Origin of the sequence: Macrococcus equipercicus, assembly GCF_024205945.1 — a bacterium.
Taxonomy (GTDB): Bacteria; Bacillota; Bacilli; order Staphylococcales; family Staphylococcaceae; genus Macrococcus; species Macrococcus equipercicus.
Genome location: NZ_CP073809.1, coordinates 747,608 through 773,363 on the forward strand (window position 1 = coordinate 747,608; position 25,756 = coordinate 773,363).

General features: G+C 43.5%; 28 protein-coding genes. 22 read left to right on the forward strand and 6 right to left on the reverse strand.

The features are described 5' to 3' along the window. Positions 1–8 precede the first annotated feature (8 nt). A complete protein-coding gene (gene purD, locus KFV11_RS03875) occupies positions 9–1,253 on the forward strand; it encodes a phosphoribosylamine--glycine ligase (RefSeq protein ID WP_254250397.1) in 1,245 nt (414 codons plus the stop codon). A 20-nt stretch (positions 1,254–1,273) separates the two neighbouring features. Here purD and KFV11_RS03880 read toward each other — a convergent pair whose 3' ends face one another. Next, positions 1,274–1,438 carry a hypothetical protein gene (locus KFV11_RS03880; protein WP_170234504.1) on the reverse strand — a complete coding sequence of 55 codons (165 nt, stop codon included), beginning with the start codon at positions 1,436–1,438 and terminating at the stop codon, positions 1,274–1,276. 139 nt (positions 1,439–1,577) lie between these two features. Between KFV11_RS03880 and auxA the strand changes: the two genes are divergently transcribed. The 5 genes from auxA (at position 1,578) to ptsP (ending at position 6,970) form a co-directional block, all read left to right on the forward strand. Then, positions 1,578–2,852, forward strand: a complete 1,275-nt coding sequence (gene auxA, locus KFV11_RS03885) for a lipoteichoic acid stability factor AuxA (protein WP_254250398.1) — start codon at positions 1,578–1,580, stop codon at positions 2,850–2,852. 209 nt (positions 2,853–3,061) lie between these two features. Then, positions 3,062–4,231, forward strand: a complete 1,170-nt coding sequence (locus KFV11_RS03890; RefSeq protein ID WP_170234505.1) for a class I SAM-dependent rRNA methyltransferase — start codon at positions 3,062–3,064, stop codon at positions 4,229–4,231. A gap of 50 nt (positions 4,232–4,281) precedes the next feature. Then, entirely contained in the window at positions 4,282–4,830 is a 549-nt protein-coding gene (locus KFV11_RS03895; RefSeq protein WP_149458201.1) for a DUF697 domain-containing protein, read from the forward strand. Positions 4,831–4,994: 164 nt separating this feature from the next. Continuing rightward, positions 4,995–5,261: a phosphocarrier protein HPr gene (locus KFV11_RS03900; RefSeq protein WP_149458202.1), complete on the forward strand. Its 267-nt coding sequence runs from the start codon at positions 4,995–4,997 to the stop codon at positions 5,259–5,261. Beyond that, positions 5,261–6,970, forward strand: a complete 1,710-nt coding sequence (gene ptsP, locus KFV11_RS03905; RefSeq protein ID WP_254250399.1) for a phosphoenolpyruvate--protein phosphotransferase — start codon at positions 5,261–5,263, stop codon at positions 6,968–6,970. Before KFV11_RS03900 ends, ptsP begins: the two co-directional genes overlap by 1 nt. A 25-nt stretch (positions 6,971–6,995) precedes the next feature. Here ptsP and KFV11_RS03910 read toward each other — a convergent pair whose 3' ends face one another. Both KFV11_RS03910 and KFV11_RS03915 read right to left on the reverse strand, forming a co-directional pair. Next, positions 6,996–7,829 (reverse strand): metallophosphoesterase, encoded by an 834-nt coding sequence (locus KFV11_RS03910; protein ID WP_149458204.1) that lies wholly within the window; start codon positions 7,827–7,829, stop codon positions 6,996–6,998. Further along, positions 7,822–8,058 carry a glutaredoxin family protein gene (locus tag KFV11_RS03915; protein WP_149458205.1) on the reverse strand — a complete coding sequence of 79 codons (237 nt, stop codon included), beginning with the start codon at positions 8,056–8,058 and terminating at the stop codon, positions 7,822–7,824. Before KFV11_RS03915 ends, KFV11_RS03910 begins: the two co-directional genes overlap by 8 nt. A gap of 181 nt (positions 8,059–8,239) precedes the next feature. Between KFV11_RS03915 and KFV11_RS03920 the strand changes: the two genes are divergently transcribed. From KFV11_RS03920 to KFV11_RS03930, 3 genes are read left to right on the forward strand one after another with little or no spacing between them, the layout of a single operon-like run. Beyond that, entirely contained in the window at positions 8,240–9,586 is a 1,347-nt protein-coding gene (locus KFV11_RS03920) for a cytochrome ubiquinol oxidase subunit I (RefSeq protein ID WP_149458206.1), read from the forward strand. Positions 9,587–9,588: 2 nt separating this feature from the next. Then, positions 9,589–10,608: a cytochrome d ubiquinol oxidase subunit II gene (locus KFV11_RS03925; protein WP_254250400.1), complete on the forward strand. Its 1,020-nt coding sequence runs from the start codon at positions 9,589–9,591 to the stop codon at positions 10,606–10,608. 11 nt (positions 10,609–10,619) lie between these two features. Further along, a complete protein-coding gene (locus KFV11_RS03930) occupies positions 10,620–11,282 on the forward strand; it encodes a potassium channel family protein (protein WP_149458208.1) in 663 nt (220 codons plus the stop codon). Positions 11,283–11,345: 63 nt separating this feature from the next. On the opposite strand, the gene rnjA is transcribed toward KFV11_RS03930, so the two are convergent. Then, entirely contained in the window at positions 11,346–13,022 is a 1,677-nt protein-coding gene (rnjA, locus tag KFV11_RS03935) for a ribonuclease J1 (protein ID WP_254250401.1), read from the reverse strand. Continuing rightward, positions 13,022–13,234, reverse strand: a complete 213-nt coding sequence (locus KFV11_RS03940; RefSeq protein WP_149458210.1) for a DNA-dependent RNA polymerase subunit epsilon — start codon at positions 13,232–13,234, stop codon at positions 13,022–13,024. Before KFV11_RS03940 ends, rnjA begins: the two co-directional genes overlap by 1 nt. A gap of 201 nt (positions 13,235–13,435) precedes the next feature. Between KFV11_RS03940 and KFV11_RS03945 the strand changes: the two genes are divergently transcribed. Both KFV11_RS03945 and KFV11_RS03950 read left to right on the forward strand, forming a co-directional pair. Next, the gene (locus KFV11_RS03945) at positions 13,436–14,209 is read left to right on the forward strand and encodes a Cof-type HAD-IIB family hydrolase (RefSeq protein WP_254250402.1); all 774 of its coding nucleotides are present in this window, start codon (positions 13,436–13,438) and stop codon (positions 14,207–14,209) included. Positions 14,210–14,244: 35 nt separating this feature from the next. Then, positions 14,245–14,514 carry a hypothetical protein gene (locus tag KFV11_RS03950; protein WP_149458212.1) on the forward strand — a complete coding sequence of 90 codons (270 nt, stop codon included), beginning with the start codon at positions 14,245–14,247 and terminating at the stop codon, positions 14,512–14,514. A 64-nt stretch (positions 14,515–14,578) separates the two neighbouring features. Here KFV11_RS03950 and def read toward each other — a convergent pair whose 3' ends face one another. Continuing rightward, on the reverse strand, positions 14,579–15,133 hold the full coding sequence (gene def, locus KFV11_RS03955; protein WP_149458213.1) for a peptide deformylase: 555 nt from the start codon (positions 15,131–15,133) through the stop codon (positions 14,579–14,581). A 113-nt stretch (positions 15,134–15,246) separates the two neighbouring features. On the opposite strand from def, the gene KFV11_RS03960 reads away from it, so the two are divergent. From KFV11_RS03960 to KFV11_RS04010, 11 genes are all read left to right on the forward strand, one after another. Beyond that, on the forward strand, positions 15,247–15,873 hold the full coding sequence (locus tag KFV11_RS03960) for a YkyA family protein (RefSeq protein ID WP_170234506.1): 627 nt from the start codon (positions 15,247–15,249) through the stop codon (positions 15,871–15,873). Between the two features lie 178 nt (positions 15,874–16,051). Beyond that, on the forward strand, positions 16,052–17,167 hold the full coding sequence (gene pdhA, locus KFV11_RS03965; protein WP_149458215.1) for a pyruvate dehydrogenase (acetyl-transferring) E1 component subunit alpha: 1,116 nt from the start codon (positions 16,052–16,054) through the stop codon (positions 17,165–17,167). Positions 17,168–17,170: 3 nt separating this feature from the next. Beyond that, positions 17,171–18,148, forward strand: coding sequence for an alpha-ketoacid dehydrogenase subunit beta (locus KFV11_RS03970; RefSeq protein ID WP_149458216.1), 978 nt, complete (start codon positions 17,171–17,173; stop codon positions 18,146–18,148). A gap of 80 nt (positions 18,149–18,228) precedes the next feature. Further along, on the forward strand, positions 18,229–19,524 hold the full coding sequence (locus KFV11_RS03975) for a dihydrolipoamide acetyltransferase family protein (protein ID WP_149458217.1): 1,296 nt from the start codon (positions 18,229–18,231) through the stop codon (positions 19,522–19,524). Between the two features lie 3 nt (positions 19,525–19,527). Next, positions 19,528–20,934 (forward strand): dihydrolipoyl dehydrogenase, encoded by a 1,407-nt coding sequence (gene lpdA, locus KFV11_RS03980; protein WP_149458218.1) that lies wholly within the window; start codon positions 19,528–19,530, stop codon positions 20,932–20,934. A gap of 71 nt (positions 20,935–21,005) precedes the next feature. Next, positions 21,006–21,305, forward strand: coding sequence for a UPF0223 family protein (locus KFV11_RS03985; protein ID WP_254250403.1), 300 nt, complete (start codon positions 21,006–21,008; stop codon positions 21,303–21,305). 102 nt (positions 21,306–21,407) lie between these two features. Beyond that, a complete protein-coding gene (locus tag KFV11_RS03990; protein WP_149458220.1) occupies positions 21,408–21,950 on the forward strand; it encodes a helix-turn-helix domain-containing protein in 543 nt (180 codons plus the stop codon). Positions 21,951–21,959: 9 nt separating this feature from the next. Beyond that, positions 21,960–23,045 (forward strand): ABC transporter ATP-binding protein, encoded by a 1,086-nt coding sequence (locus tag KFV11_RS03995; protein WP_149458221.1) that lies wholly within the window; start codon positions 21,960–21,962, stop codon positions 23,043–23,045. Beyond that, positions 23,042–23,848 (forward strand): ABC transporter permease, encoded by an 807-nt coding sequence (locus tag KFV11_RS04000; RefSeq protein WP_149458222.1) that lies wholly within the window; start codon positions 23,042–23,044, stop codon positions 23,846–23,848. The genes KFV11_RS03995 and KFV11_RS04000 overlap by 4 nt, the downstream gene beginning before the upstream one ends. Further along, the gene (locus tag KFV11_RS04005; RefSeq protein ID WP_149458223.1) at positions 23,845–24,657 is read left to right on the forward strand and encodes an ABC transporter permease; all 813 of its coding nucleotides are present in this window, start codon (positions 23,845–23,847) and stop codon (positions 24,655–24,657) included. The genes KFV11_RS04000 and KFV11_RS04005 overlap by 4 nt, the downstream gene beginning before the upstream one ends. Further along, complete coding sequence (locus tag KFV11_RS04010; RefSeq protein WP_254250404.1) at positions 24,654–25,727, forward strand: ABC transporter substrate-binding protein; 1,074 nt, start codon at positions 24,654–24,656, stop codon at positions 25,725–25,727. The genes KFV11_RS04005 and KFV11_RS04010 overlap by 4 nt, the downstream gene beginning before the upstream one ends. Positions 25,728–25,756 lie beyond the last annotated feature (29 nt).

The window sequence follows — 25,756 nt, forward strand, 5'->3', positions numbered from 1 at the left end:
GGAAGTTGATGAAAGTACTTGTAATCGGTTCAGGCGGCCGTGAACATGCCCTGGCACATAAAGTCAGCCAGTCCGTACATGTCGAGGAAGTTTTCGTTATTCCCGGCAATGATGCCATGACAAATGTCGCAACAGTCGTCACTGCCATTGCTGAGACCGACCATGAAAAAATTGCCGATTTTGCAGTAGCAGAAGCTATTGACTGGGTGATCATCGGTCCGGAGCAGCCGCTCACCGCAGGGCTGGCTGATGTGCTCAAGGAGCGCGGTATTAAAGTGTTCGGACCGAATAAGAAGGCAGCACAGATGGAAGGTTCAAAGTCATTTGCCAAGCAGATGATGAAGCACTACAACATACCGACTGCGGCTTATGAGATGATTAGTACGAAAGAAGCGGCCCTCGCCTATATTCAAGAGCACTCAGGGCCGGTCGTGCTGAAGCAGGACGGCCTGGCCGCAGGAAAAGGAGTCATTGTCGCTATGACGGAGCAGGAGGCAGTTGCTGCTGTCCATGAGTTTTACAAAGATGGTGACACAGAAGTCGTCTTTGAAGAGTACCTGCAAGGTGAGGAGTTTTCATTGATGGTGTTTGTCAATGATGACTTCATCATTCCGCTTGACTGTGTGGCGCAGGACCATAAACGTGCCTTTGACGGTGACACGGGCCCTAATACGGGCGGCATGGGCGCTTACTGTCCGGTTGCCCATATTAAGGAACAGACGATGAAAGAGACGAATGAACGGATTTCCTATCCGATTGCCAGAGCTATGAAGGAGGAAGGGCTGCATTACTTCGGTCTGTTGTATATCGGTGCTATCATTACAGAAGAAGGGCCCAAAGTCATCGAGTTCAATGCACGTTTCGGTGATCCGGAATGCCAGGTGCTGCTGACACGTCTTGAGACAGACTTAATGGATATCATCTTCGCGCTGGAAGCAAAGCAGGATATCACTTTAACGTGGTCCGCTGATACAGTGGTCGGCGTTGTTCTGGCAGCGAAGGGATACCCGGCAGCTTACGATAAAGGAATCAAGGTTGAGGGATATAACGGTGAACTTGATTATTATGTCAGCGGCTTGAAGTATGAGGACGGCTGGAAGACAGCCGGCGGACGCGTAATGCTTGCAGTCGGCAGTGGCGGGACAGTGAAGGATGCTGTAGAAGCAAGCTATCAAAACGCAGCAAAAATAAAAAGCGATGGACTCTTCTATAGAACAGACATTGCGCATCGTGCGCTAAAAAATAACGGCTGAGACATTCTCAGCCGTTATTTTTACTGCTCATATGCTTGTTTGACGTCGTCTTCAGTCTGTTCATCACCGGAATGATCATTCTCTAAAGAGTCAATCTTTTCTTTAGTTTCAGAGTTATTGTCAGCGCCGTTACCAGCTGCCTTTTGAGCGTCATCTTTGAATTCTTCAATTTTATCGTCAGTCATAATAAATTCCTCCTAATATGATTAATATTCATCTATTCCCTGCTGTCTTCCTTTAAAACATCTCATACTTAAGACTGAAATTTTCATATTCAAAGGACAATCACGCGACTTTTCCTTATAATGGTTATGAGGTGAAAGTATGAAATGGTTTAAAAACAATATAGAAGTCATCACCGGCTGTTTATTGGGACTGATTTTTGTCGGCAGCGGAATATTTATCATATTCAATAGCAGCGCTATTGTAAATTTCAAGGAAATAGCAGTGAATAAACTGCATATGGCACAGCTGCTGGATTTTATCAGTATTTATCACTATGCTTTTATCAAAATATTAAGCCGTTATATTCATAGTCTTCCGCTCATTTACGCGGCCATACTGATGATATACGGACTGGGCTTCATTTATATCAGCAGACTGCTGAAGAAGACGACACAGTTTGATCAGCTGATCGCTTATTTCTATTTGCTGAGTGCATTCTTTCTTTTTCTCTTTACAGCAGTGCTGATGTTTGAAGTTTACGATATATATACAATCGTCTATTTTCTGTCCTTTCTCATTCTGACGTTCTATGTATTGAATAGAAAGCGACTGAATCAGGATTACCGGAAGATGCATCATATCGTCCTGCTGTTTTTCTTTTCAGTCGCCTATATACTGACGCAGAACAGAATTTATGACCGCCTGGCAGATAACACAGTGACGCCGCTCGATGTAATGGCGCTTAACTTCTTCTTCATCCTGCTGACAGTGATGGGATTAAGTGCGCTCGGCAACTATATCTTTTTGCACCGGGCGACAAAAGCGGACAGCACTGATGAGCTGTCACGTGTGCACCGCAAAAAACGCGACCGCCTGGTGAGCGATACAATCAATCATCAGACTAATGAAGCATTTGAGCAGCTGTCTAGGCAGTCATTGAAAGCTGATGAAAAAGTAATGATCGCCCTTAAGAAAATGCGGCTGAAGTTTGCCGAATGGATCAATTTAAAAGATGAAGATATCCCGGCATGGATGAGAAAACCAAAGTGGTTCAAATTCTTTCATATTGAACTGCTGTTCGGGACAATGATACTAATATTGACGTTTATTGAACTGAACAACAGAAGTGTGCTCTTCAATGTCAGTCAGTTCAATGTCGTGAAAATGCAGTATTTCTATGAATGGATCAATCTTGCTGGTCTGCTGCTTATGGTCATCGGCTACTTATTCTTTACCGCGCTGATCCATTTCAAAAAGCGGGGTTATTTTGGTCAGCTGCTCACCGTGACCTTTTTATTCGTCAAAATCATCACTGCCTTCTATTTGATGCTGTTCAAAGGCATTAACTTGTCGTTGTTTATTCCACCTGTCATTATCCTGCTGGTTTTGATGATTACGCCGTTATTTTTCTATCATCTGAAGAAACAGTACTGATTAAGCAGTAATAAGTTAATTGTTTAATTTTCTCTCATTTTATGTATTGTCATTCTCCTGTATTTTAATTATAATATAATGGAAAGCGGTTACATAGCGATGGGAGAAATGCACTTTGGGGAAAGTGCAGTGGTAATATGAACGTACAGAGTGCCTTTACGGCACTCTTTTTGTGTTATAGTGAAGTATAACTAAATGAGGTGAAGTGAGTGAAGACAGTAACATTGAAAGAACGGCATGGCAAGAAATACAAGGATGGCTATTTAGTCGTCGAAGAAGCAGATGTGTTTGATATGGACCCTTTAAATGAAGGCGATCTTTTTATTTTAAAGAACGCGTCGGCAGAGGCACTCGGCCTGTTTTACTTCGGCCGTCAAAATAGAGGCATCGGCTATAAGGTGAGCGATGATTTAGAGGTCAAGCTGACACAGAGCTATTTTACAGCATTGATGGAGCAGGCGCATAAAGAACGCGAATCACTTTACCGGGCAAGTCACACGAATGCCTTCCGGATCTATAACGGAGAAGGGGACGGGCTTGGAGGTTTCACTGTTGATAACTATAACGGACATTTATTGATTCAGTGGTATTCAAAAGGAATTTACCGCTACCAGCAGGAAGTACTGACAGCGCTGAAAGCCGTCTTCAACTATGAAACGATCTATGAGAAACTAAGATTTGACAGAGAAGTGCCGACGCATCTCCTGACTGATAAGCCGGCGGAGTTCCCGTTGATCATTCAGGAAAATAATTTATTCTATACGATACATTTTGAAGAAGGACCGATGACCGGCATCTTCCTCGATCAGCGCGATGTGAGAAACAAAATATTAGCGCTGCCGTTAGAAGAAGGAACGATGCTGAATTTATTTGCCTATTCCGGAGGCTTTAGTGTGGCAGCGGCTAAAAATGGGATGAGTACGACAAGTGTGGATATCGCTAAACGCTCGCTGGAGCTCATTGAACAGAATTTTGGCTTGAATGAACTGCCGCTGGATGATCATTTCCGTTATACACTTGATGTGTTTGATATGTTCAAATACTGCTCCCGCAAAAAACTGTCATATGACTTGATTGTCATCGATCCGCCGAGTTTCTCACGTTCTAAAAAGCGCCGGTTCAGCGTGAAGAGCAATTACCATGAGCTGATTGAAGGAGCCGTGCCGCTTGTTAAAGCGAATGGTTATCTGCTGCTCAGCACAAATGCCAGTGATTACTCGCTGAATGCTTTCAAGAAGATGATTGAGACAACGCTGAAAGAACAGCGGCGGGACTTTGAATTTGTAGAAGTGATGGGGCTGCCGAAAGACTTTAAAACCACCAATTCTTATAAGGCTTCCAAGTATTTGAAAGTCGTGCTTATCAAGTTTTTAGATTAATCATCAATTTTTCGGGAAATAAATGATTAAACAATTAAGGAGTGAGCGACATGGGATTACTGGATACAATGATTAATAAAATCGCTAAAAACTTAAATAGCACCAACCGAAAAACAGCAATGATAAAAAATGATCTTCCTGCTGACGAGAGGCAGCTGATAGAGCGCCGGGAGATGGCGGAGAACTTGATTAAAAACAAGTCGCTGATGAGCTCAGCCGGTGCTGTTGTACCGATTCCCGGACTGGATGTCGGGGTTGACATGAAGCTGATGACTGACATGATTGAGCAGATCAACCGGACATATGGTTTAAGCCATAAGCAGGTGAACGGCATGACTGATGATCTTAAACAAAAAGTCATGATGACAGCGGCTAAACAGGGCAGCGAATTAATAGGCAGACGTATGTCTCGAGCAGTGGTTGCAGCATTGTTCAAGACGGTAGCAAAACGCGAACTTGCCAAGCAGTCTAAATGGGTGCCGATTGTCGGCCAGGCGATTTCTGCTTCTGTCAGCTACTATATGATGAAGAAAATGGGGCTTGCACATATCGATAAATGCGAGAAAGTCGCACGAGCATTAATCAATAGTACAAAGTGATAACTTATGTGTAGAGTGTTTATTTTACGGTGAGTTAAATCATCATCCTATATCAAACAATTGAAGTTGACGCTATAATTTGTTATTCTATTCACTGTATAGACCGTTTCAGTTTATATATAAAAAAATTTGCATAATCATGCTTCTAAAGGAGAAATTTAACGATGGAACAAAAATCTTATGTAATTATTGACGAAACTGGTATTCACGCACGCCCGGCGACAATGCTTGTACAAACTGCAAGTAAGTTTGATTCAGACGTTCAATTAGAATACAACGGCAAAAAAGTTAACTTAAAATCAATCATGGGTGTTATGAGTCTTGGTGTAGGTAAAAATGCTGAAATCACAATTTATGCTGAAGGTGCTGATGAGCAGGAAGCTATTCAAGCCATTTCAGACGTGTTGACTAAAGAAGGCTTAACAGAATAATGTCTAATATGTTAAACGGAATTGGGGCTTCCGATGGCGTTGCCATCGCGAAGGCCTATCTTTTAGTTGAACCAGACTTAACCTACACTAATGATACAGTTGCTGATCCTGAAACGGAAGTGACAAAATTTAAGGCGGCTATCAACCAGTCAAAAGTTGAGCTGACTCAAATTAGAAATAATGCAGAAGTAGCGCTCGGCCCTGACAAAGCGGCTATTTTTGACGCACATCTGCTCGTTCTTGAAGATCCGGAACTGATTCAGCCGATCGAAGATGATATCCGCACAAACCAGTCCAATGCAGCAGCGGCATTAATGACTGTAGCGAATAACTTTGTGATGATTTTTGAATCGATGGATAATGAATATATGAGAGAACGTGCGGCTGACATCCGTGATGTGTCCAAGCGTGTGCTGGCTCATATATTAGGTGTGACACTGCCGAATCCAACGACCATCAATGAAAGTGTCGTCATTATCGCAGATGATCTGACACCGTCTGATACGGCGCAGCTGAACAAAGAATTTGTCAAAGGGTTTGCGACTAATATCGGTGGCCGGACAAGCCATTCGGCTATTATGAGCCGCTCTCTCGAAATTCCCGCGGTAGTAGGGACTAAAAACATTACTGCTGCTGTGAAGCACGGCGATATGGTCATTGTTGACGGTTCAACAGGTGAAGTGTTTATTAATCCTGATGAGACAACTATCATCGCTTACAAACAGAAGCAGGCGAACTTCATTCAGGAAAAAGAAGAACTGAAGCAGCTTGTCAATGACAAAACAACGTCTAAAGACGGCCTGCACGTGGAACTTGCTGCGAACATCGGGACGCCTAACGATTTAGAAGGCGTAATCAATAACGGCGCAGAAGGTATCGGTCTTTACCGTACAGAATTCCTGTATATGGGAAGAGACAGCATGCCGACTGAAGAAGAACAATACGAAGCTTATAAACGCGTGCTTTCTGAAATGAAAGGTAAGCGTGTCGTTGTCCGTACGCTTGATATCGGCGGAGACAAAGAGCTGCCGTATTTAAACTTACCGCATGAAATGAACCCGTTCCTTGGCTATCGTGCGATCCGCTTATGTCTGGACCAGCAGGATATCTTCAGAACACAGCTTCGTGCACTGCTGCGTGCATCTGCGCATGGCAGCTTAAGCATTATGTTCCCGATGATTGCAACAATCAACGAGTTCCGTGAAGCGAAAGCGATTCTGGAAGAAGAAAAGGCGAAGCTGATTGACGACAAAGTGAAAGTATCAGATACTATTGAACTCGGCATTATGGTGGAAATTCCATCGACTGCTGCGATGGCTGATATTTTTGCAAAAGAAGTCGATTTCTTCAGTATCGGTACTAATGATTTAATTCAGTACACGATGGCAGCTGACCGTATGTCAGAACGCGTTTCATATTTGTACCAGCCTTATAACCCGGCGATTCTGCGCTTAGTGAAGCAGGTTATCGATGCGAGTCATAAAGAAGGTAAATGGACAGGTATGTGCGGTGAGATGGCAGGCGATACAACAGCAATTCCGTTGCTGCTTGGTCTTGGTCTGGATGAGTTCTCAATGAGTGCGACCAGCATCTTGAAAGCCCGCCGCCAGATTAAGAATTTAAATCAGACAGAAATGAAAAAATTAGCGGAACAGGCAATCAATTGTGCGACTCAGGAAGAAGTCGTGGAACTGGTTAACCGTATATAAAAAAGAAGCCGAGTAAACGAATTGTTTACTCGGCTTCTTTTGTTGTCAGCTCGAGCACAGTGATCTCTGGCGGGCAGAAAAAACGGATGGGCAAATGCGTTGTCCCGAGACCCGGAGACACATGGAGCATCATTGAATGATGATGATGCATCAGCTGATAGAGGCCGCGCACATATTTTTTTCCCAGTGCCGGCAGGATAGGGGCGCCCAGCAGTGGTAGTCTGATCTGACCACCGTGCGTGTGTCCCGACAGCTGTAGATCGACGTCAAAGCGTTTGACGTAATCAGCAAAATCAGGCTCATGAACCATCATAATAGTGAAATCGTGGGAGTCGGTCCTGTTTTTCAGCGCCTGTGTGACATTGCCTTTACTGTTTAACACGTCATCAATGCCGCTAATATAGATGGCTTCTCCATCATAGTCAATGGTCCGGCCGAAATTATTCATCAGGTGAATGCCGCTGTCTTCGATGACCTGCTGTATTTTATGGGTCCGGCTGCTGCGCTGGTCGTGGTTGCCGTAAGAAAAATAAACGCCGGATGGTGCCTGAATGGTCCGGAGCAGCGGCGAGAAAGCTTGAGGTTTTCCTTTATAGCGATCGATCCGGTCAAACAGGTCGCCGGTAATCATGACGATGTCCGGGCGAAGCGTGTTCACTTTATTAATATGCTCGATTAAATCCTCATATGTATAATTAAAACCGATATGAAGGTCGGAAATATGAACGATTCGAAACGGCCGTGCATGCTGGTTGTGCAGCAGCGGTATTCTATAAGTCTTGACTTTAACATCATCAGCCCTGGCATAGAGGAAGCGGGGCTTAAGTTTTAATAAAGTCCGTATGGCAAGCTCAATCATGCTGCACCTCCTGCAGCCGCGCTTCGATACGTGCTATATCCACTGTGCGGATGACTTCGTCACCCATGATGATAAGAGGTGTGCTGAACGCGTCGTAATCCATCATCTCCCGGCGGTAACGGGGGTTTCTGATATTCTTTTCCGTGTAAGGAATAGATTTTTCTGCCAAATAACGTTTTATGAATGCGCAAGGAGGGCATTGGTTCTGTGTATAGATGGTAATATTCATTGGTCGTTCTCCTTCTTAAGAATAGTATCAATATAGCTTTAATAGATGAAGAATACAATAAAGATGATCAATCAATATATTGTCACATTTATTTCAAGTTTATAAATAGAATTATGGATGGAAATTAGCTATAATAGAAATATATCAATTTGTGATAAAAATCACAATAAGGAGGAAATCGATGGATGCAGTTGTACTAAGTCGTCTGCTTACTGCTATGACACTTGCGTTTCATATTATATTTGCAACAATCGGTGTCGCTCTGCCGGTCATGTTTATGATTGCTGAGGGACTCGGTCTCTATAAGAAAGACCCGCGTCATATCGCGATGGCGAAACGCTGGGCAAAAGGCTTCACTATTACGGTGGCAGTCGGCGTCGTGACCGGGACGATTATCGGTCTGTTATTATCCTTATTATGGCCGACATTTATGAAGCTTGGCGGCCAGGTGATCGCCCTGCCGCTGTTTATGGAAACATTCGCCTTCTTCTTTGAAGCGATATTCCTGAGTATTTATCTTTACACATGGGATAGATTCAAAAACAAATGGCTTCACTGGCTCATTAACTTTCCGATCATCATCGGTTCAACCATGAGTGCCTTGTTCATTACGAGTGTGAACTCATTTATGAATACACCACAAGGCTTTAAGATTGTGCACGGAAAAATGACCGGTGTCGATCCGATAGCGGCTATGCTTAACCCGTCATTTTTTGTGCGTGCGTTCCATGTCGTAGCAACCGGCGGTATGACGATAGCATTTATGCTGGCAAGTATCGCGGCCGTGAAAATTTTGCGCAACAAGTTTCCACAGGATAGAGATTATCATACCCACGGCCTGAAAATCACGATCACTGTCGGTCTGTTGTTCGGCTTGCTGACAATTATTGCAGGGGATATGTCTGCTAAGTTTCTGCATAATGAACAGCCTGAAAAATTGGCAGCTATGGAATGGCATTTCAAAACTGAAAGACAGGCGGACCTTGTACTGTTTGGTATTTTAGATCCTAAAACCCAGGAAGTAAAAGGCGCTGTCAAAGTTCCAGGTGTCCTGAGCTTCCTGGCTGATAATAACTTCAATACTAAAGTAACAGGGCTGGATGATATTCCTAAAGATGAACGCCCGCCGCTCATCATTCACTATTTCTTTGATTTAATGGTATTCTTCGGTATGTTTGCATTCACTATTTCAATCGTGTATTTAGTGCTCAGAAAGTTCAAGCCGGCTATCACCGAGCATCCGTTTATGCTTTACATGATTGCACTGACCGGGCCGATGTGTATGCTGTCAATTGAATTCGGCTGGTTCCTTGCAGAGATGGGCAGACAGCCATGGCTCCTGAGAGGCTATTTAAAAGTGGTTCAAGGGGCAACACAGGCAGACGGTCTGTCACTTGTCCTCGTCGCTTTTGCCATGCTGTACGCTATTCTAGGTTTCTCTTGCGCCTATGTTCTGATCAGAATGTTCCGGGACAAGCCTGCTGAGTTTGATGTTAAACAGAATCAAGCATTTGTGGGAGGGGAATAAATATGGATTATCAGCATATTGGTATTACTGTGTTATGGACCTTCCTGTACGGTTATATTATTATCGGAGCTATTGACTTCGGCGCAGGATTTTTCATGCTGTATGCAAAGATTACAAAGCAGGACCATATGATCAGCAGTCTAGTGTCAAGGTACCTTAATCCGGTATGGGAAGTGACGAACGTCTTCCTCGTATTCTTCTTTGTAGGAATCGTCGGCTTTTTCCCGGATACGGCTTACTACTTCGGTTCAACGTTGTTGATTCCAGGAACAGTGGCGCTCATTCTGCTGGCTATCCGTGGCGGCTTCTATGCTTTTGAAACATACGGCAAAGATTCCAAGTTCGCATGGATTTTCCTGTACGGGATGACAGGACTGTTAATTCCGGCGGCATTCTCAACCGTCTTAACGATTTCAGAAGGTGGTTTTATTGAGAAGACGGATAAAGGAGTCATGCTCAACTGGCTGGAACTGTTGATGAGTCCGTATTCATGGGCCGTTGTTTTTCTTGCCATCATCTCTGTGCTGTATATTTCGTCAGGATTTTTAACGTATTATGCGCATAAAGCAGGGGACACGGCAGCTTACCGGCTGATGCGCCAGTGGTTTTTAATATGGGCGGGCCCGATGCTTATTATTTGCCAGTTTGTCTTCTTGAGTCTCCGGCAGCATAATGCACAGCACTTTAACACAGCACTCACGCATTACTGGTGGCTGTTTGCACTGAGTATCGTCTTCTTTCTGGCAGCACTCATTCTGATACTGCTGAAAAGAAATCATGGAGTGGCGTTTATCATGATTATGATCCAGTTCGCACTCGCATTCTTCGGCTATGGATTAAGCAAACTTCCTTACATTTTATATCCATATGTCAATATCAATAAAGCAGTCGTCAACGATAACATGGCCATTGCACTTGTCATCGTATTTATTTTAGGTTTACTTTTACTTGTTCCTTCATTACTATTATTATTAAGATTATTTATCTTTGACGCAGATTATGTCAAAGGTAACAAGAAGTAACGGAGGTTCATATGGAGAAAGAGTTTGTAGTGATCGGCCTCGGTCGATTTGGGGGAAGTATTGTTCGTGAGTTAAACGCTTTAGGGGTCGACGTCATGGCGATTGACAACGACGAGGCGCGGGTTAATGAATACGCAGATATCGCAACGCACGCGGTCATCGCTGATACAACAGACGAAGCGGTGCTTAAAAGTCTCGGCATCCGGAACTTCGATCATGTCATCGTTGCTATCGGTGATAATATTCAGGCGAGTATTTTGACGACATTGATTCTTAAGGATTTAGGAGTCAAGACAGTCACGACGAAAGCTCAGAATGATTATCATGCCAAAGTGCTCAATAAAATTGGCGCAGATACTGTCGTTCATCCGGAACGAGATATGGGCAGACGTATCGCGCATAACCTTGCGAGTGCTTCGGTGCTCGATTACCTGGAGCTTTCTGACCAGTATTCCATCGTGGAAATACGGGCAGGGGAAACGTTACAGGGCAATACGATTTTAGACCTGGATGTCCGGGCCAACTATGGACTGAATATTATCGCCGTGAAACGAGGCAAGGAAATACTCGTATCACCGGATCCGTATGAAGTGATTGAACGCGGTGATATACTGATTGTCATTGGTCACGATAACGATCTGAACCGCTTTGAGAAAAAAATAGCGAACGATTAAGACTGATTATCAAGCATTCTTATAATAAACAGCCCTCCCTGAGTACTCAGGGAGGGCTGTTTATTATTGTTTAACATCCATAATCATCGGCAGAATCATTGGTTTACGTTCTGTCTTCTCATAAAGATAAGGTGATAGTTCTTCTGCGATGGCATTTTTAATATGATGCCATTCGACTGCTTCAGTGCTGTTCAGCTTTTCGATGACGACGCGCTTCAAGCGGCGCTGTGCATCGTAGATTAAATGACCGGATTCACGCATATAGACAAATCCACGTGAGATGATGTCAGGTCCTGCAAGCAGCTGCTTCGTTTTAAAGTCAATGCTGACGACGACAATCACCAGACCATCTTCCGATAATATTTTACGGTCTTTGATGACGACGTTGCCGATGTCACCGATACCACTGCCATCAACCAGTATGTCACCTGACTGCACTTGGCCTGCTGTTCTCGCGGAATTTCTAGTCAGTGCCAGCACTTCACCGTTTTCATGGATGAACACATTGTCAGGATGAACGCCGCAATCGATACCGAGCTTACCATGAAGACTCTGCATACGGTATTCACCGTGAATCGGCATGAAAAACTTCGGTTTGATAAGTCTCAGCATTAACTTCTGCTCTTCCTGTGACCCGTGACCCGATGTATGAATATTTGACAGCTTACCGTGGATGACATCAGCACCTGCTTTATAGAGCGCGTTGATGGTCCGGTTGACGCTGCGAATATTGCCCGGTATCGGTGAAGAAGAGAAGATAACAGTATCATCAGGGATGATGCTGATCTGCCTATGTGTACCATTAGCGATACGAGACAGCGCAGCCATAGGTTCCCCTTGAGAACCGGTGCAAAGAATAAGCAGCTTATGCTTTGGTATGCCGTTGATTTTATTCGCTTCTACAAACGTTTCAGGCGGCACTTTAATGTAGCCGAGCTCTATGCCGATCTTAATATTGTTCTCCATTGAACGCCCGAAGATGACAATCTTACGGTCAAACTTGACAGCCGCTTCAATCGCCTGCTGAACACGGTATATATTAGAGGCGAATGTCGCGAAAATAATACGGCCGGTACATTTTCTGAAAATCTGTTCAACGTTCTGTCCGACTTCACGCTCACTGATGGTGAAATTCGGGACTTCTGCATTAGTTGAGTCAGACAGCAGACAGAGTACGCCCTCATCACCAAGCGCAGCCATGCGGGCAATGTTCGCCGGTGCGCCGACCGGTGTGAAGTCAAACTTGAAGTCACCGGTATGCACAATCTTACCTTCCGGTGTCTCAACAACAACGCCGTATGCCTCAGGAATGGAGTGTGTCGTCAAATAAAATGACACTTTCAGGTGATTGAATTCAAACACGCTGTCTTCGTTGATCGGATTTAATGATGCAGTTCTTAACAGATGGTGTTCTTCCAGCTTATTTCTGATCAGCCCTAAAGCAAGCGGTCCGCCGTAAATAGGAATGTTCAGCTGTTTCAGCAGGAATGGCACGCCGCCGATATGGTCTTCGTGACCATGCGTAATGAATAAGCCTTTAATCTTATCTTTGTTCGCCACAAGATAAGAATAGTCAGGTATGACATAATCAATACCAAGAAGCTCGTCTTCAGGGAACTTAATTCCTGCGTCAATGACAACGATTTCATCCTGGTATTCTACTGCATAGGTGTTTTTACCGATTTCGCCCATACCACCCAGCGCAAATACGCCTACCTCATTTTTTTGGAGAAGATTCATTAGATTGTCTCCACGTTATAACTTGGTGCTTTTTCTTCATATGCAAGATGAGCACCTTCCAGTTTCTGAACAAATTCGATATTGTAAGGGCGATCTGATAGATGTTTTCTCACTTGTTCTTCAGTTTCTGCTTCGAAATATTTGACGTGCGTATTTTCGCGGATGATGACTTCACTTCTGTCCTCTTGATAAAATACTTTAAAAATTGCCATTATATAGCCTCCTAATTTATTGAAATCACATAAAGAATGCCCTAGCTAGTCTAGGGCCAATTCAAACCGTACAAGACATTTATATAAATGTATGAGTACTGTTATTTTACATGAAGTAAGAAGCGAGTGTAAAGCCTTTAACTTAAAAACTAGAGTTTAACGTTAATCTTTTGTATGATTATAAAATATGGAGGCGGTAAAGTGACGAGGAAATTAATCTTTTTTGATGTAGATGGAACAATTTATAACAGCAGGACGGAAATACCTGAAGCCACCCATCAGGCGATTCGGCAGTTGAAAGCGAATGGACACATTCTCGCTATCGCAAGCGGTAGAGCACCGTTTACGCTCGAGAAAGTATGCCGTGATACAGAAATACATAACTTTGTCTCTTTCAACGGCCAATATGTTGTCTATAATAATGAAGTGATTCATGAAAATCCGCTCGATATTGAAGCGCTGCGGCAGCTTGAGGAGCAGGCAGCGGAGCGGGAGCATCCGATGGTCTATTTCACGCATAATGATATGGTATCAAACGTCAATCATCATGAGCATATAGAAAAGAGTCTGTCCTCAATTAAAATAAACCATCCGCGCTTTGAAGCTGAATATTTTGAACGTCATCCGATCTATCAGGCGTTAATATTCCACGAGGCGAGCGATGATGTACTCTACGACAATCAGTATGACGCGCTGAAATTTTACCGCTGGCACGAAGTGAGCCGTGATGTTGTGCCGAGCAGCGGCTCGAAAGCTGAAGGGATCAAGAAGTTCGCAGAAAAGCTCGGTATCGCTCAGCAGGACTGTATTGCAGTAGGGGACGGGAACAACGATTTTGAGATGATAGCGTGGGCCGGTATCGGTATAGCGATGGGCAATGCAGTTGATGGATTGAAAGCATCCGCTGACTACATCACTGCTCATGTAGATGATGACGGGATATACAAAGCTTTCAAACAGCTGCAGATGATATAGGATAGACGATAGAAAACAGATAAAGGATGATCATTATGGCAAACGTAGCAAGAATTAAAGAGGAGATTCAAAAAGAATTTAATCATCCCTCTAAATCATTGAGCCATGTTGAGTTCAATAGACGGGGCGGTGAAGTCGTGATGACTTATGTTTATTTCCCTGACACTCATGACAATAAGGACCCTCATCTCGCAGCACATAACAAAGACCCGGAATGGCTGAATATTGAAGAGATGAACCAGCTGGAGAAATTTTTGAGAGACAATAATCTATCGTTCAATGAACGGACAGATGTCTTTATTTAATACTTAAAGAGACTGGATAACCGAAAGAAGCCGCCAGGAATTTTATTTCCGGCGGCTTCCTCAGTTATTCGACAGGTGATGCGTTAGGCTCAGGCTTGAATGGATCGTCATGATTGATATGGTCATAAAACATCACACCGTTTAAATGGTCGATTTCATGCTGGGCGACGATAGCGGCAAAACTGTTTAAGCGCAGCTTCACTTCCTTGCCCTCAGGATTGTAGCCTTTCACTGTAATACGGGCATAGCGGTGGACAAGCCCCGGGATGGTTTCATCGACACTCAAGCATCCTTCACCTTGCGGCAGATAGCTTTTTTCTATGCTGTGGCTGATAATTTTTGGATTGATCAGCTGATGGGTAATATAATTGTTCTTCTTGTCATCAAAGAAATGGATGACGAGCATTCTTTTATTGATGTTCAGCTGAGGCGCAGCAAGGCCGACGCCGCTGCGGAGCTGATACTTGGCTGCGATATCATCGTCCTGACTATTTATAAGGAAGTCAAGCATATCGTCAATCGTCTGCCGATCTTCAGTGCTGAGCGGAAGGCTGACGTCTTCTGCTTTTGTGCGGAGGCCCGGATGGCCGTCGCGAATAATATCTTTCATCGTTAACATGTTATCACTCCTTGATAATAATATAACAGAGAGCAAATCGCTGTTCCACCTAATGATTGAATCACTAAATAAAAAAAGCTACTATAAGATAGAAATCACAAGGAGGTATGATGATGCCAATGTATAAAACAGCTGTCTGTTTATCAGTGCTGCTGCTCGCAGCCTGCGGCAATGAAAACAAGCAGCTTGAATCATTCTACAAGCAGATTGAACTAGCGAATGAGAAAGAAAAGCCGATTGTCGAGACAAGTGACAAGTTAAGCCGGCTTGAGAATGAAAAAGTGCAGATGTTTGAAAAAATCAATAAAGGCACTTTGAATGAAATTCATGCCACTGCCAAGAAACTCGCACAGAACGCTGATAATCGGAAAGCAGTCATTACAGAGGAGAAAGAGGCTATTGCAGCGTCTGAAGCAGCATTCAAAAAGTCGCTGCCGCTCGCTAAGGCCATCGCCGATCAGCAGAATAAAAACGAAGCGCAGGATATCATCGATAAGATGGAGAAGAAATACAGCACGCATGCGCAGCTGATGACAGCCTATGAAGACATTCTCGCTAAAGAGCGGAATATTTTCAGCTATTTACAGCAGCCTCAGCCAGCCGGTCAAATTGTCAACGAAAAAATAGATCAGCTGGGCGAAACAACGAAAAAATTTCAGCAGCTGACAACAGTATACAACAATAATTCCAAAGCGCTCGAAAAAGAGAAAAAAGATGTCGTTGATCGATTGAACGAATAGTCGAATAAAAAATTTTTTGATATATAACAGATGATAAATAAATACTAATACAGTTTATTAAACGGTTGATAGTTATAATGTAAAACGTTTAAAGTTTTTTATTTAACACTACTACAGATATATGATAGAATAGTTTAGTAAAGAAATTATATTAAATCCGAAAGGTTTGGTGAATTGAATGGCTTCGAAGAAACAAGCACCATTCGATGCAGTAGCAGTTCTTAATGAAATCGAGTCTAAGTTTGAACTTGTTCAAGTATTAGATTTAGATGGTAATGTAGTAAATGAGGCATTTATGCCGGACTTAACAGACGAGCAGTTAGTTGAATTAATGGAAAGAATGGTCTGGACACGTGTTCTTGATCAACGTTCTATCTCTCTTAACCGCCAGGGCCGTCTTGGGTTCTATGCACCGACAGCTGGTCAGGAAGCATCCCAACTTGGCTCTCACTATGCACTTGAAAAAGAAGACTGGATTTTACCGGGTTACCGTGACGTCCCGCAATTAATCTGGCAGGGTCTTCCGTTGACTAAAGCATTCTTATGGTCGCGTGGTCACTTTGTAGGAAGTCAGTTCCCTGAAGGAATGCATGCATTAGCGCCACAAATCATTATCGGTGCGCAGTACGTACAGACAGCAGGTGTCGCACTTGGTCTGAAAAAACGCGGTCAACAGGCAGTAGCTATCACTTATACAGGTGACGGCGGTTCTTCACAAGGTGACTTCTATGAAGGTATCAACTTTGCATCTGCATTTAAAGCACCGGCAATCTTTGTCATCCAGAACAACAACTATGCGATCTCTACACCACGTGACAAACAGACAGCTGCTAAAACATTAGCTCAAAAATCAGTAGCAGCAGGTATCCCTGGTATCGTCGTAGATGGCATGGACGTTTTAGCGGTTTACGAAGTGACACGTCAAGCGCGTGAACGTGCAATCGCGGGTGATGGTCCGACATTAATCGAGACTATGACTTACCGTTACGGTCCACATACAATGGCAGGTGACGATCCGACTCGTTACAGAACTTCAGATGATGATGCTGAATGGATCAAAAAAGACCCATTAGTTCGTTTCCGTAAATTCCTTGAAGCTAAAGGTCTATGGAATGAAGAGAAAGAAAACGAAGTTATGGAACGTGCGAAAGAAGACATTAAAAATGCGATTAAAGAAGCAGATGCGACTCCAAAACAAACGGTTTCTCAATTAGCTGAGATTATGTACTCAGGAGAAATGCCTGCTAACTTAAAAGAGCAATATGAAATTTATAAAGAGAAGGAGTCGAAGTAAGTCATGGCACAAATGACAATGATTCAAGCAATAACTAATGCACTTCAAACTGAACTAAAAAATGACGAAAACGTTCTTGTATTCGGTGAAGACGTTGGTGTCAACGGTGGTGTATTCCGTGCGACTGAAGGACTTCAAAAAGAATTCGGTGAAGACCGTGTGTTCGATACACCGCTTGCTGAATCAGGTATCGGTGGATTGGCAGTCGGTTTAACATTGACGGGCTTCCGTCCGGTTATGGAAATTCAGTTCTTCGGCTTCGTCTTCGAAGTATTTGATTCAATTGCGGCTCAGTTAACGCGTCAGAATTTCCGTTCAGGCGGCACTAAGCCTGCTCCGGTTGTAATCCGTGCACCATTCGGCGGCGGTGTTCATACACCTGAACTTCACGCTGATAACCTGGAAGGTTTAATGGCTCAGACACCGGGTCTTAAAGTGGTTATTCCATCAAACCCATACGATGCTAAAGGTCTATTGATCTCAGCAATTCGTGACAATGATCCAGTTGTCTACTTGGAGCATATGAAATTATACCGTTCATTCCGTGAAGAAGTACCTGAAGAAGAGTACACAGTGGAACTGGGCAAAGCAGCAGTGAAACAAGAAGGAACTGACCTTTCTATCATTACTTACGGTGCAATGGTTCAAGAATCATTGAAAGCAGCTGAAGAGTTAGCGAAAGACGGTCATTCTGTTGAAGTAATTGACCTGCGTACAATCCAGCCGCTTGATATTGAGACAATTATTGCCTCAGTTGAAAAAACAGGCCGTGTTGTTGTCGTACAGGAAGCTCAAAAACAAGCAGGGGTCGGCGCGAACGTTGTGTCAGAAATCTCTGAACGTGCTGTATTGAGTTTAGAAGCTCCTATTGCCCGCGTATCTGCAGCTGATACTGCTTATCCATTTACACAGGCTGAGAACGTCTGGCTTCCAAACAAAACGGATATTGTCGAAGCAGCTAAGAAAACTTTAGAATTCTAAAAAAGAGTTTGATTGAAAGGTAGCAATGGTTGTTACCTTTCTCCATTTTAATATTACGGAATATTTAGGAGGAACCTATAGTGGCATTTGAATTTAAATTACCAGCACTTGGTGAAGGTATCTTTGAAGGTGAGATTGTTAAGTGGTTCGTTAAATCGGGCGATACGATTCAGGAAGATGATATTCTTTGCGAAGTACAAAATGATAAGTCAGTAGTCGAAATTCCCTCTCCTGTCTCAGGTACAGTTGAGAAAGTAGTCGTTGAAGAAGGCACAGTGGCTAACTTAGGTGATGTCATTGTAACAATTGACTCTCCTGACGCACCGGCATCAGATGCACATGGTGAAGAAGCTAAAGAAGAACAGCCGGCGGAAGCACCTGCTAAAGAAGAAACAGTGAAAGAAACTACAGCAGCTACTGCTGACGTTGAAGTAGACGACAACCGTCGTGTTATCGCTATGCCATCTGTACGTAAATTTGCCCGCGATAACGGCGTCAATATTAAAGCTGTACAAGGTACAGGCAAAAACGGCCGTGTGCTTAAAGAAGATATCGAAGCATACAAAAATGGCGGCACTCCAGCTGTAACGCCACAAGTAGATGCAGCACCAGCTAAAGAAGCGACTGAACAAGTGGCTGAACAAAAACAACCGATTGCAGCTCCGGAAGGCGAGTTCCCAGAGACTCGTGAAAAAATCCCTGCAATGCGTAAAGCAATCGCTAAAGCGATGGTTAACTCTAAACATACAGCGCCTCACGTAACATTAATGGATGAAATTGATGTTGAAGCGTTATGGAATCACCGTAAAAAATTCAAAGATGTGGCAGCTGAACAAGGTATTAAATTAACGTTCTTACCTTATGTGGTCAAAGCATTAGTATCAGCATTGAAAGCTTACCCTGCTTTAAACACTTCTATTGATGATGCAACAGATGAAGTCGTACAAAAACATTACTACAACATCGGTATTGCAGCAGATACAGAACGTGGTCTGTTAGTACCAGTCGTTAAAAATGCGGATCGCAAATCAATCTTCGCAGTTTCTGACGAAATTAATCAGTTAGCAGGAAAAGCACGTGACGGTAAACTTCAAGCTAGCGAAATGAAGGGTGCTTCATGTACAATTAGTAATATCGGTTCAGCTGGTGGACAATGGTTCACGCCGGTCATCAATCATCCTGAAGTAGCGATTTTAGGTATCGGCCGTATTGCACAGAAACCGATCGTTAAAGACGGCGAAATCGTTGCAGCACCAGTTCTTGCATTATCACTCAGCTTTGACCACCGTCAAATCGATGGCGCGACTGCTCAAAATGCAATGAACCATATTAAACGTTTGTTAAATAATCCAGAATTATTATTAATGGAGGGGTAAAAAATGGTAGTAGGCGATTTTCCAATTGAAACAGATACTATAATTATCGGTGCAGGTCCTGGCGGTTATGTTGCAGCAATTCGTGCAGCACAATTAGGTCAAAAAGTAACAATCGTTGAGAAAGCTTCTCTTGGCGGTGTATGTCTGAACGTCGGATGTATCCCTTCAAAAGCTTTATTATCAGCTTCACACCGCTATGAAACAGCGAAACATTCTGAAGACATGGGTATTTCTGCTGACAACGTCACAGTAGATTTCACTAAAGTTCAGGAATTCAAAAACAGCGTTGTTAACAAATTGACAGGCGGCGTCGGTTCATTGCTTAAAGGCCGTAAAGTAGAAGTTGTTCAAGGGGAAGCGTACTTCGTCGATCAGAACAACCTGAAAGTGATGACTGAAAAATCTTCACAAACTTATACGTTCAAAAACGCGATCATCGCAACAGGTTCTCGCCCGATCGAAATTCCTAACTTCAAATTCAACAAGCGTGTTATCGATTCTACAGGCGCACTTGCACTTCAGGAAATTCCTGAAAGCTTAGTTGTAGTCGGTGGCGGATATATCGGTTCAGAGCTTGGAACAGCTTATGCTAACTTTGGCACTAAAGTAACAATTTTAGAAGGTGCGAAAGATATTTTAGGCGGTTTCGAGAAACAAATGACTCAAATCGTTAAAAAAGGCCTGAAAGCTAAAGGCGTTGAAATCGTTACTGAAGCGATGGCTAAATCAGCTGAAGAATCAGAAAACGGTGTTAAAGTGACTTATGAAGCTGCCGGCGAAACTAAAACAGTGGAAGCGGATTACTGCTTAGTGACTGTTGGACGTCGTCCTAATACAGATGAACTTGGTCTGGAAGAGCTCGGCTTAAAAATGTCTGACCGCGGTCTTATTGACGTGGACAAACAAGGCCGTACATCAGTAGACAATATCTTTGCAATCGGTGATATCGTTGCTGGTCCTCCACTTGCTCATAAAGCATCTTATGAGGCTAAAATTGCTGCTGAAGCAATTTCTGGTGAAAAATCAGAAGTGGATTACTTAGCAATTCCTGCAGTATGTTTCACTGAGCCTGAACTGGCAACTGTAGGTTACACTGAAGCAATGGCTAAAGAAGAAGGATTGGAGATCAAAGCTTCTAAATTCCCATTCGCAGCTAATGGCCGTGCATTATCTATCAATGCGACTGACGGTTTCGTTAAATTGATCTCATTAAAAGAAGACGGCCTGTTGATCGGTGCTCAAGTTGCCGGCGCTGGTGCTTCTGACATCATTGCTGAACTTGGTTTAGCGATCGAAACAGGGATGACTGCTGAAGATATGGCAATGACAATCCATGCGCACCCGACATTAGGTGAGATTTCAATGGAAGCTGCTGAAGTGGCAATTGGACACCCAATCCACACAATGTAATTTTAGGTTTAAAAAAATATCGGAAAACGCTATTCTATTATAGAATGGCGTTTTTTTAAGGAGGAAATGAAATGGAATATAGTTATCCGATTGATTTAAGCTGGAGCCCGGAGGAAATGGTTGATGTCGTTAACTTTCTATCATGTATCGAAGAAGCTTATGAATCAAAAATTGATCCGGCCTTAATGAACGACCGGTATCAGCGTTTTAAACACGTCGTCCCTGGAAAAGCAGAAGAAAATACTATTTATAAGGACTTTAAAAAAGCATCAGGCTATGACGGTTATATCGTTGTTAAAGCGATGAAAGAAGCGCTGAAGAAAGACAATCCGAAATCTATCACAATAAAACAGCATCATCCTAAACTTTAAGCCATAAAATTGAGTATTATGTTGTTTTCTCGCCTCATTTTTGGTAATTTATTATTATATTAAACTTTTAGTTTATATATATTAAACAAAATGAGGTGTCATATGGATATAGGAAAGAAAATCAAAGATCTTCGACGCCAAAAAAACTTGACGCAGGAAGAACTCGGCGAACGCACCGATTTGTCGAAAGGTTACATTTCACAGCTTGAACGCAATCTATGTTCTCCGTCGATGGAGACATTCTTCAACATTCTAGAAGTGCTCGGCTCAGAGCCAGGTGACTTTTTTAATGAGACGCTCTATCAGCAGAAAATTTACTATCCGAAAAGTGAGCAGACGTTATATGATGAATATGACGACGGCTATATCATCAACTGGCTTGTACCGGATTCCAATGAATATGATATGGAACCGGTCATAATCACGCTGAAGTCAGGCGCTGAATATAAGAAGTTTGAGCCTTCGTTATCAGAGAGCTTTATGTATGTACTGAAAGGCTGTGCATCCATCAGAATCGGCAGAAAAGAATACAAGGCACGGACCGGGGAAAGCTTTTACTTTAAAGCCAATGAATCTCATCAGCTGTTCAATGCAGAGCAGCAGGAGGCAGAAGTGCTTATTGTTGCGACAGAATCATATTTATAGGAGGAACGTATGAAGTTCATCACATTTGACAATATCTCAAAAGTATATGATGGTAATCAAGTGCTTGATCATATCAATTTTGACATTGAACAAGGCAAGTTTTATACGCTGCTCGGTCCATCCGGCTGCGGCAAAACAACGATTCTCAGACTGATCGCAGGATTCGAGAAACCGACATCCGGCGATGTTTATTTTGCTGGACAACGTATTAATGACGTGCCGGCGAACAAACGCCAGGTGAACACGGTCTTTCAGGATTATGCCTTATTTCCTCACTTGGATGTCTATGAGAATGTGGCTTTCGGTCTGCGCATCAAAAAGGCGAGTAAGGCTGACATTGCTGCTAAAGTGAAAGATGCCTTGAAACTCGTTAAACTGGAAGGCTATGAAAAACGCCGTATTGATGAGATGAGCGGGGGACAGCGGCAGCGTGTCGCAATTGCGAGAGCCATCGTCAACGAACCTGAAGTCATTCTTCTCGATGAACCACTGAGTGCCCTTGATCTGAAGCTGAGAACTGAAATGCAGTATGAACTGCGGGAAATTCAGCGGCGCCTCGGTATTACATTCATCTTCGTCACACATGACCAGGAAGAAGCGCTCGCGATGAGTGATTATATTTTTGTTATGCGCAATGGTCGTATTGAACAAAGCGGCACACCGCATGATATTTATGATGAGCCGGTCAATAAATATGTGGCTGATTTCATCGGCGAATCCAATATCGTTGAAGGTTATATGGTCAGAGATTATGTCGTGAATATTCATGGGAATGATTATACGTGCGTCGATAAAGGATTTGCGGCGAATGCGCAGGTTGACATCGTCATCCGGCCGGAGGACCTTGAGATCACGACTGTGGATAACGGCAAATTGACGGCGCGGGTTGATTCTCAGCTGTTCAGGGGCGTCCATTATGAAATTTGTCTGTACGATGCGACCGGCCATGAATGGATCTGTCACTCGACAAGACCTGCGCCTATCGGTGAAGCGGTCGGACTGACATTTGATGAGCGGGCCGTGCATATTATGCTGCCGGGTGAGACAGAAGAAGAGTTTGATGCGCGTATTGAGTCTTATGAGGTCAACGCATGAGTCGGGCCAAAAATTATTTTCTGATTCCTTATCTGCTGTGGATTGTCCTGTTTATCATCATGCCGGTCGTGATGATCTGCTATACGAGCTTTAAAGATATGGACAATCACTTTACGCTTGAGAACTACCGGAACTTTTTGTCACCAGTCTATCTGGATATGACATTATCGTCTTTTTTCTATGCGCTGATCATTACAGTGATCTGCCTTATTATTGCCTACCCAGTGGCGCTTGCGCTGAGAAATACTAAAAATAAGCAGTTCTGGCTGCTGCTGATTATTTTGCCGACATGGATCAATCTGCTGCTGAAAACATACGCTTTTATCGGCATACTGAGTAAAGAAGGCACAGTCAATGACGTCATGCGTGCTCTGCACCTGCCGGCATCACAGCTGCTGTTTACGGACGCGGCATTTATTATTGTCTCCGTCTATATTTACATTCCCTTCATGATTCTCCCGATCTTTAACAGCATGGATGAAATTCCGGAAAACTTGCTGCAGGCTTCCCGTGACTTAGGGGCTGACCAGTGGACAACATTCAGGAAAGTCATTATGCCGCTGTCGTGGGAAGGGGTTAAAACAGGTATTCAGGTCACTTTTATTCCTGCGCTCAGCCTGTTCATGATCACGCGGTTAATCGCCGGCAACAAGGTGGTCAATTTAGGAACGGCAATAGAAGAGCAGTTTTTAGTGACGCAGAATTACGGCATGGGCTCAACAATAGCAGTCTTCTTAATACTGGCCATGGCACTCGTTATGGTCATCACTAAAACCAATAAAGAAAGCAGGGACAACCGATGAAGCTACAGGCCAAATTATTTCTCGCTGCCGCTTTATTGCTGCTCTATTTCCCGATTTTCTTTCTGATGTATTATTCTTTTAATGCAGCCGGCAATATGAATCACTTTAAAGGCTTTACGCTCGATCATTATAAGGCGGTTTTTGAGAACAAGCGGCTGCTTGTTATTATCATGAACACGATTGCCGTCGCATTAATTGCAGCGAGCATTTCAACGCTGATTGGCGTCTTTGGCGCATTAGGGATTCACTATATGCGCAATAAACAGCTGAAAATCGGATTGTTGACATTGAACAATATTTTAATGGTCAGTTCCGACGTCGTCATCGGTTCCTCATTCCTCATTCTGTTCACGGTTATCGGTCACTATACAGGTCTCGGCCTTGGCTTCTGGTCAGTCCTCGTGTCTCATATCGCCTTCTGTGTGCCGATTGTCGTGCTGATGGTGCTGCCGAAGCTCTACGATATGAAGCAGTCCATGATTAATGCGGCGACCGACCTGGGCGCTTCAACGTATCAGACGTTGTCCCGGGTCATTATTCCGCATATTATGCCGGGTGCTGTCGCAGGCTTCTTTATGGCGCTGACTTATTCGCTGGACGATTTCACGGTCAGTTTCTTTGTGACAGGTAACGGGTTCAGTGTGCTGTCCGTTGAGATTTACTCAATGGCACGAAAAGGTATATCGATGGAGATCAATGCATTATCGACGTTGCTCTTCCTGATTGTCATGATCATCATTATCATTTATTATTTCCTGTCGACCGGACGAGAACGCCGTAGAAGAGTGAAAGCGGGGGTATTAAAATGAGACGATTGCTGCAGTTAATCGGTGTATCACTGCTCATTGCGGTGCTGCTGCTGTTTTCCACAAGGTTTATTGATCCACCGCCGAAAGCCGGTAAAGGGAATGTCCTCTACGTCTATAACTGGGGTGAGTACATGGACCCTGCCCTGCTTAAAAAGTTTGAAAAAGAGACAGGTATCCGCGTCATCTATGAAACGTTTGACTCCAACGAGTCTATGCTCGCTAAAATTAAAAATGGCGGTACGCATTACGATATCGCTGTCCCGAGTGAATATGCGATCCAGAAGATGGCCGATGACAATCTGCTGATTCCGATCGATCACAAGCAGCTTCCTAACTTGAAAAATATCGACCCATCGTTTATGAATCTTGACTTTGATAAAGAGAACAAATATTCAGTGCCGTATTTCTGGGGGACGGTAGGGATTCTCTATAACCCGAAAGCCACAAAAGGAATTGATTTCTCCAGCTGGAACAGCTTATGGAATAAACGACTGAAAAATAACGTGTTAATCGTCGACGGCGCCCGTGAAGGTATCGGATTTGCGTTGAACAGCATGGGTGAATCGCTGAATGAGACGAATACTGCGAAGCTGAAGCGGGCAGAAGAAAAGCTCGAAAAGCTGTCACCTAACGTCAAAGGGGTCGTCGGTGATGAGATCAATACGATGATGGTCCAGAAAGAAGCGGATGTGGCAGTCGTCTGGAGCGGCATGGGGGCAGATATCATGACGGAAAATGAAAATCTTGATTTTGTCGTCCCGAAAGAAGGCTCCAACTTATGGTTTGACAACATGGTCATTCCGAAGACAGCCCAAAACGTGGAAGGTGCCCATAAGTTCATCAATTTCCTGCTTGACGAGAAAAATGGCAGACAGAACACGGAGTGGGTCGGCTATGCCACACCGAACATGAAAAGTTATCAGCTGCTGGATAAGAAAGTGAGAGAAGACAAACGCTTCTATCCTTCTCAAGCAGTCAAAGATAAGCTCGAAGTATACGAAGACCTGGGTCAGGAAAAAATAGGTGAGTATAACGAGCTGTTCCTGAAGTTCAAAATGTCACTGAAGTGACTGTTAAATGATTAACCATACAGGCATCA

Excerpts from the sequence above, each read along its gene's own strand:
- purD (WP_254250397.1), top strand. The coding sequence starts at position 9 with ATGAAAGTACTTGTAATCGGTTCAGGCGGCCGTGAACATGCCCTGGCA.
- KFV11_RS03880 (WP_170234504.1), bottom strand. The coding sequence starts at position 1,438 with ATGACTGACGATAAAATTGAAGAATTCAAAGATGACGCTCAAAAGGCA.
- auxA (WP_254250398.1), top strand. The coding sequence starts at position 1,578 with ATGAAATGGTTTAAAAACAATATAGAAGTCATCACCGGCTGTTTATTG.
- KFV11_RS03895 (WP_149458201.1), top strand. The coding sequence starts at position 4,282 with ATGGGATTACTGGATACAATGATTAATAAAATCGCTAAAAACTTAAAT.
- KFV11_RS03900 (WP_149458202.1), top strand. The coding sequence starts at position 4,995 with ATGGAACAAAAATCTTATGTAATTATTGACGAAACTGGTATTCACGCA.
- ptsP (WP_254250399.1), top strand. The coding sequence starts at position 5,261 with ATGTCTAATATGTTAAACGGAATTGGGGCTTCCGATGGCGTTGCCATC.
- KFV11_RS03910 (WP_149458204.1), bottom strand. The coding sequence starts at position 7,829 with ATGATTGAGCTTGCCATACGGACTTTATTAAAACTTAAGCCCCGCTTC.
- KFV11_RS03915 (WP_149458205.1), bottom strand. The coding sequence starts at position 8,058 with ATGAATATTACCATCTATACACAGAACCAATGCCCTCCTTGCGCATTC.
- KFV11_RS03920 (WP_149458206.1), top strand. The coding sequence starts at position 8,240 with ATGGATGCAGTTGTACTAAGTCGTCTGCTTACTGCTATGACACTTGCG.
- KFV11_RS03925 (WP_254250400.1), top strand. The coding sequence starts at position 9,589 with ATGGATTATCAGCATATTGGTATTACTGTGTTATGGACCTTCCTGTAC.
- KFV11_RS03930 (WP_149458208.1), top strand. The coding sequence starts at position 10,620 with ATGGAGAAAGAGTTTGTAGTGATCGGCCTCGGTCGATTTGGGGGAAGT.
- rnjA (WP_254250401.1), bottom strand. The coding sequence starts at position 13,022 with ATGAATCTTCTCCAAAAAAATGAGGTAGGCGTATTTGCGCTGGGTGGT.
- KFV11_RS03940 (WP_149458210.1), bottom strand. The coding sequence starts at position 13,234 with ATGGCAATTTTTAAAGTATTTTATCAAGAGGACAGAAGTGAAGTCATC.
- KFV11_RS03950 (WP_149458212.1), top strand. The coding sequence starts at position 14,245 with ATGGCAAACGTAGCAAGAATTAAAGAGGAGATTCAAAAAGAATTTAAT.
- def (WP_149458213.1), bottom strand. The coding sequence starts at position 15,133 with ATGTTAACGATGAAAGATATTATTCGCGACGGCCATCCGGGCCTCCGC.
- KFV11_RS03960 (WP_170234506.1), top strand. The coding sequence starts at position 15,247 with ATGCCAATGTATAAAACAGCTGTCTGTTTATCAGTGCTGCTGCTCGCA.
- pdhA (WP_149458215.1), top strand. The coding sequence starts at position 16,052 with ATGGCTTCGAAGAAACAAGCACCATTCGATGCAGTAGCAGTTCTTAAT.
- KFV11_RS03970 (WP_149458216.1), top strand. The coding sequence starts at position 17,171 with ATGGCACAAATGACAATGATTCAAGCAATAACTAATGCACTTCAAACT.
- lpdA (WP_149458218.1), top strand. The coding sequence starts at position 19,528 with ATGGTAGTAGGCGATTTTCCAATTGAAACAGATACTATAATTATCGGT.
- KFV11_RS03985 (WP_254250403.1), top strand. The coding sequence starts at position 21,006 with ATGGAATATAGTTATCCGATTGATTTAAGCTGGAGCCCGGAGGAAATG.
- KFV11_RS03990 (WP_149458220.1), top strand. The coding sequence starts at position 21,408 with ATGGATATAGGAAAGAAAATCAAAGATCTTCGACGCCAAAAAAACTTG.
- KFV11_RS03995 (WP_149458221.1), top strand. The coding sequence starts at position 21,960 with ATGAAGTTCATCACATTTGACAATATCTCAAAAGTATATGATGGTAAT.
- KFV11_RS04000 (WP_149458222.1), top strand. The coding sequence starts at position 23,042 with ATGAGTCGGGCCAAAAATTATTTTCTGATTCCTTATCTGCTGTGGATT.
- KFV11_RS04005 (WP_149458223.1), top strand. The coding sequence starts at position 23,845 with ATGAAGCTACAGGCCAAATTATTTCTCGCTGCCGCTTTATTGCTGCTC.
- KFV11_RS04010 (WP_254250404.1), top strand. The coding sequence starts at position 24,654 with ATGAGACGATTGCTGCAGTTAATCGGTGTATCACTGCTCATTGCGGTG.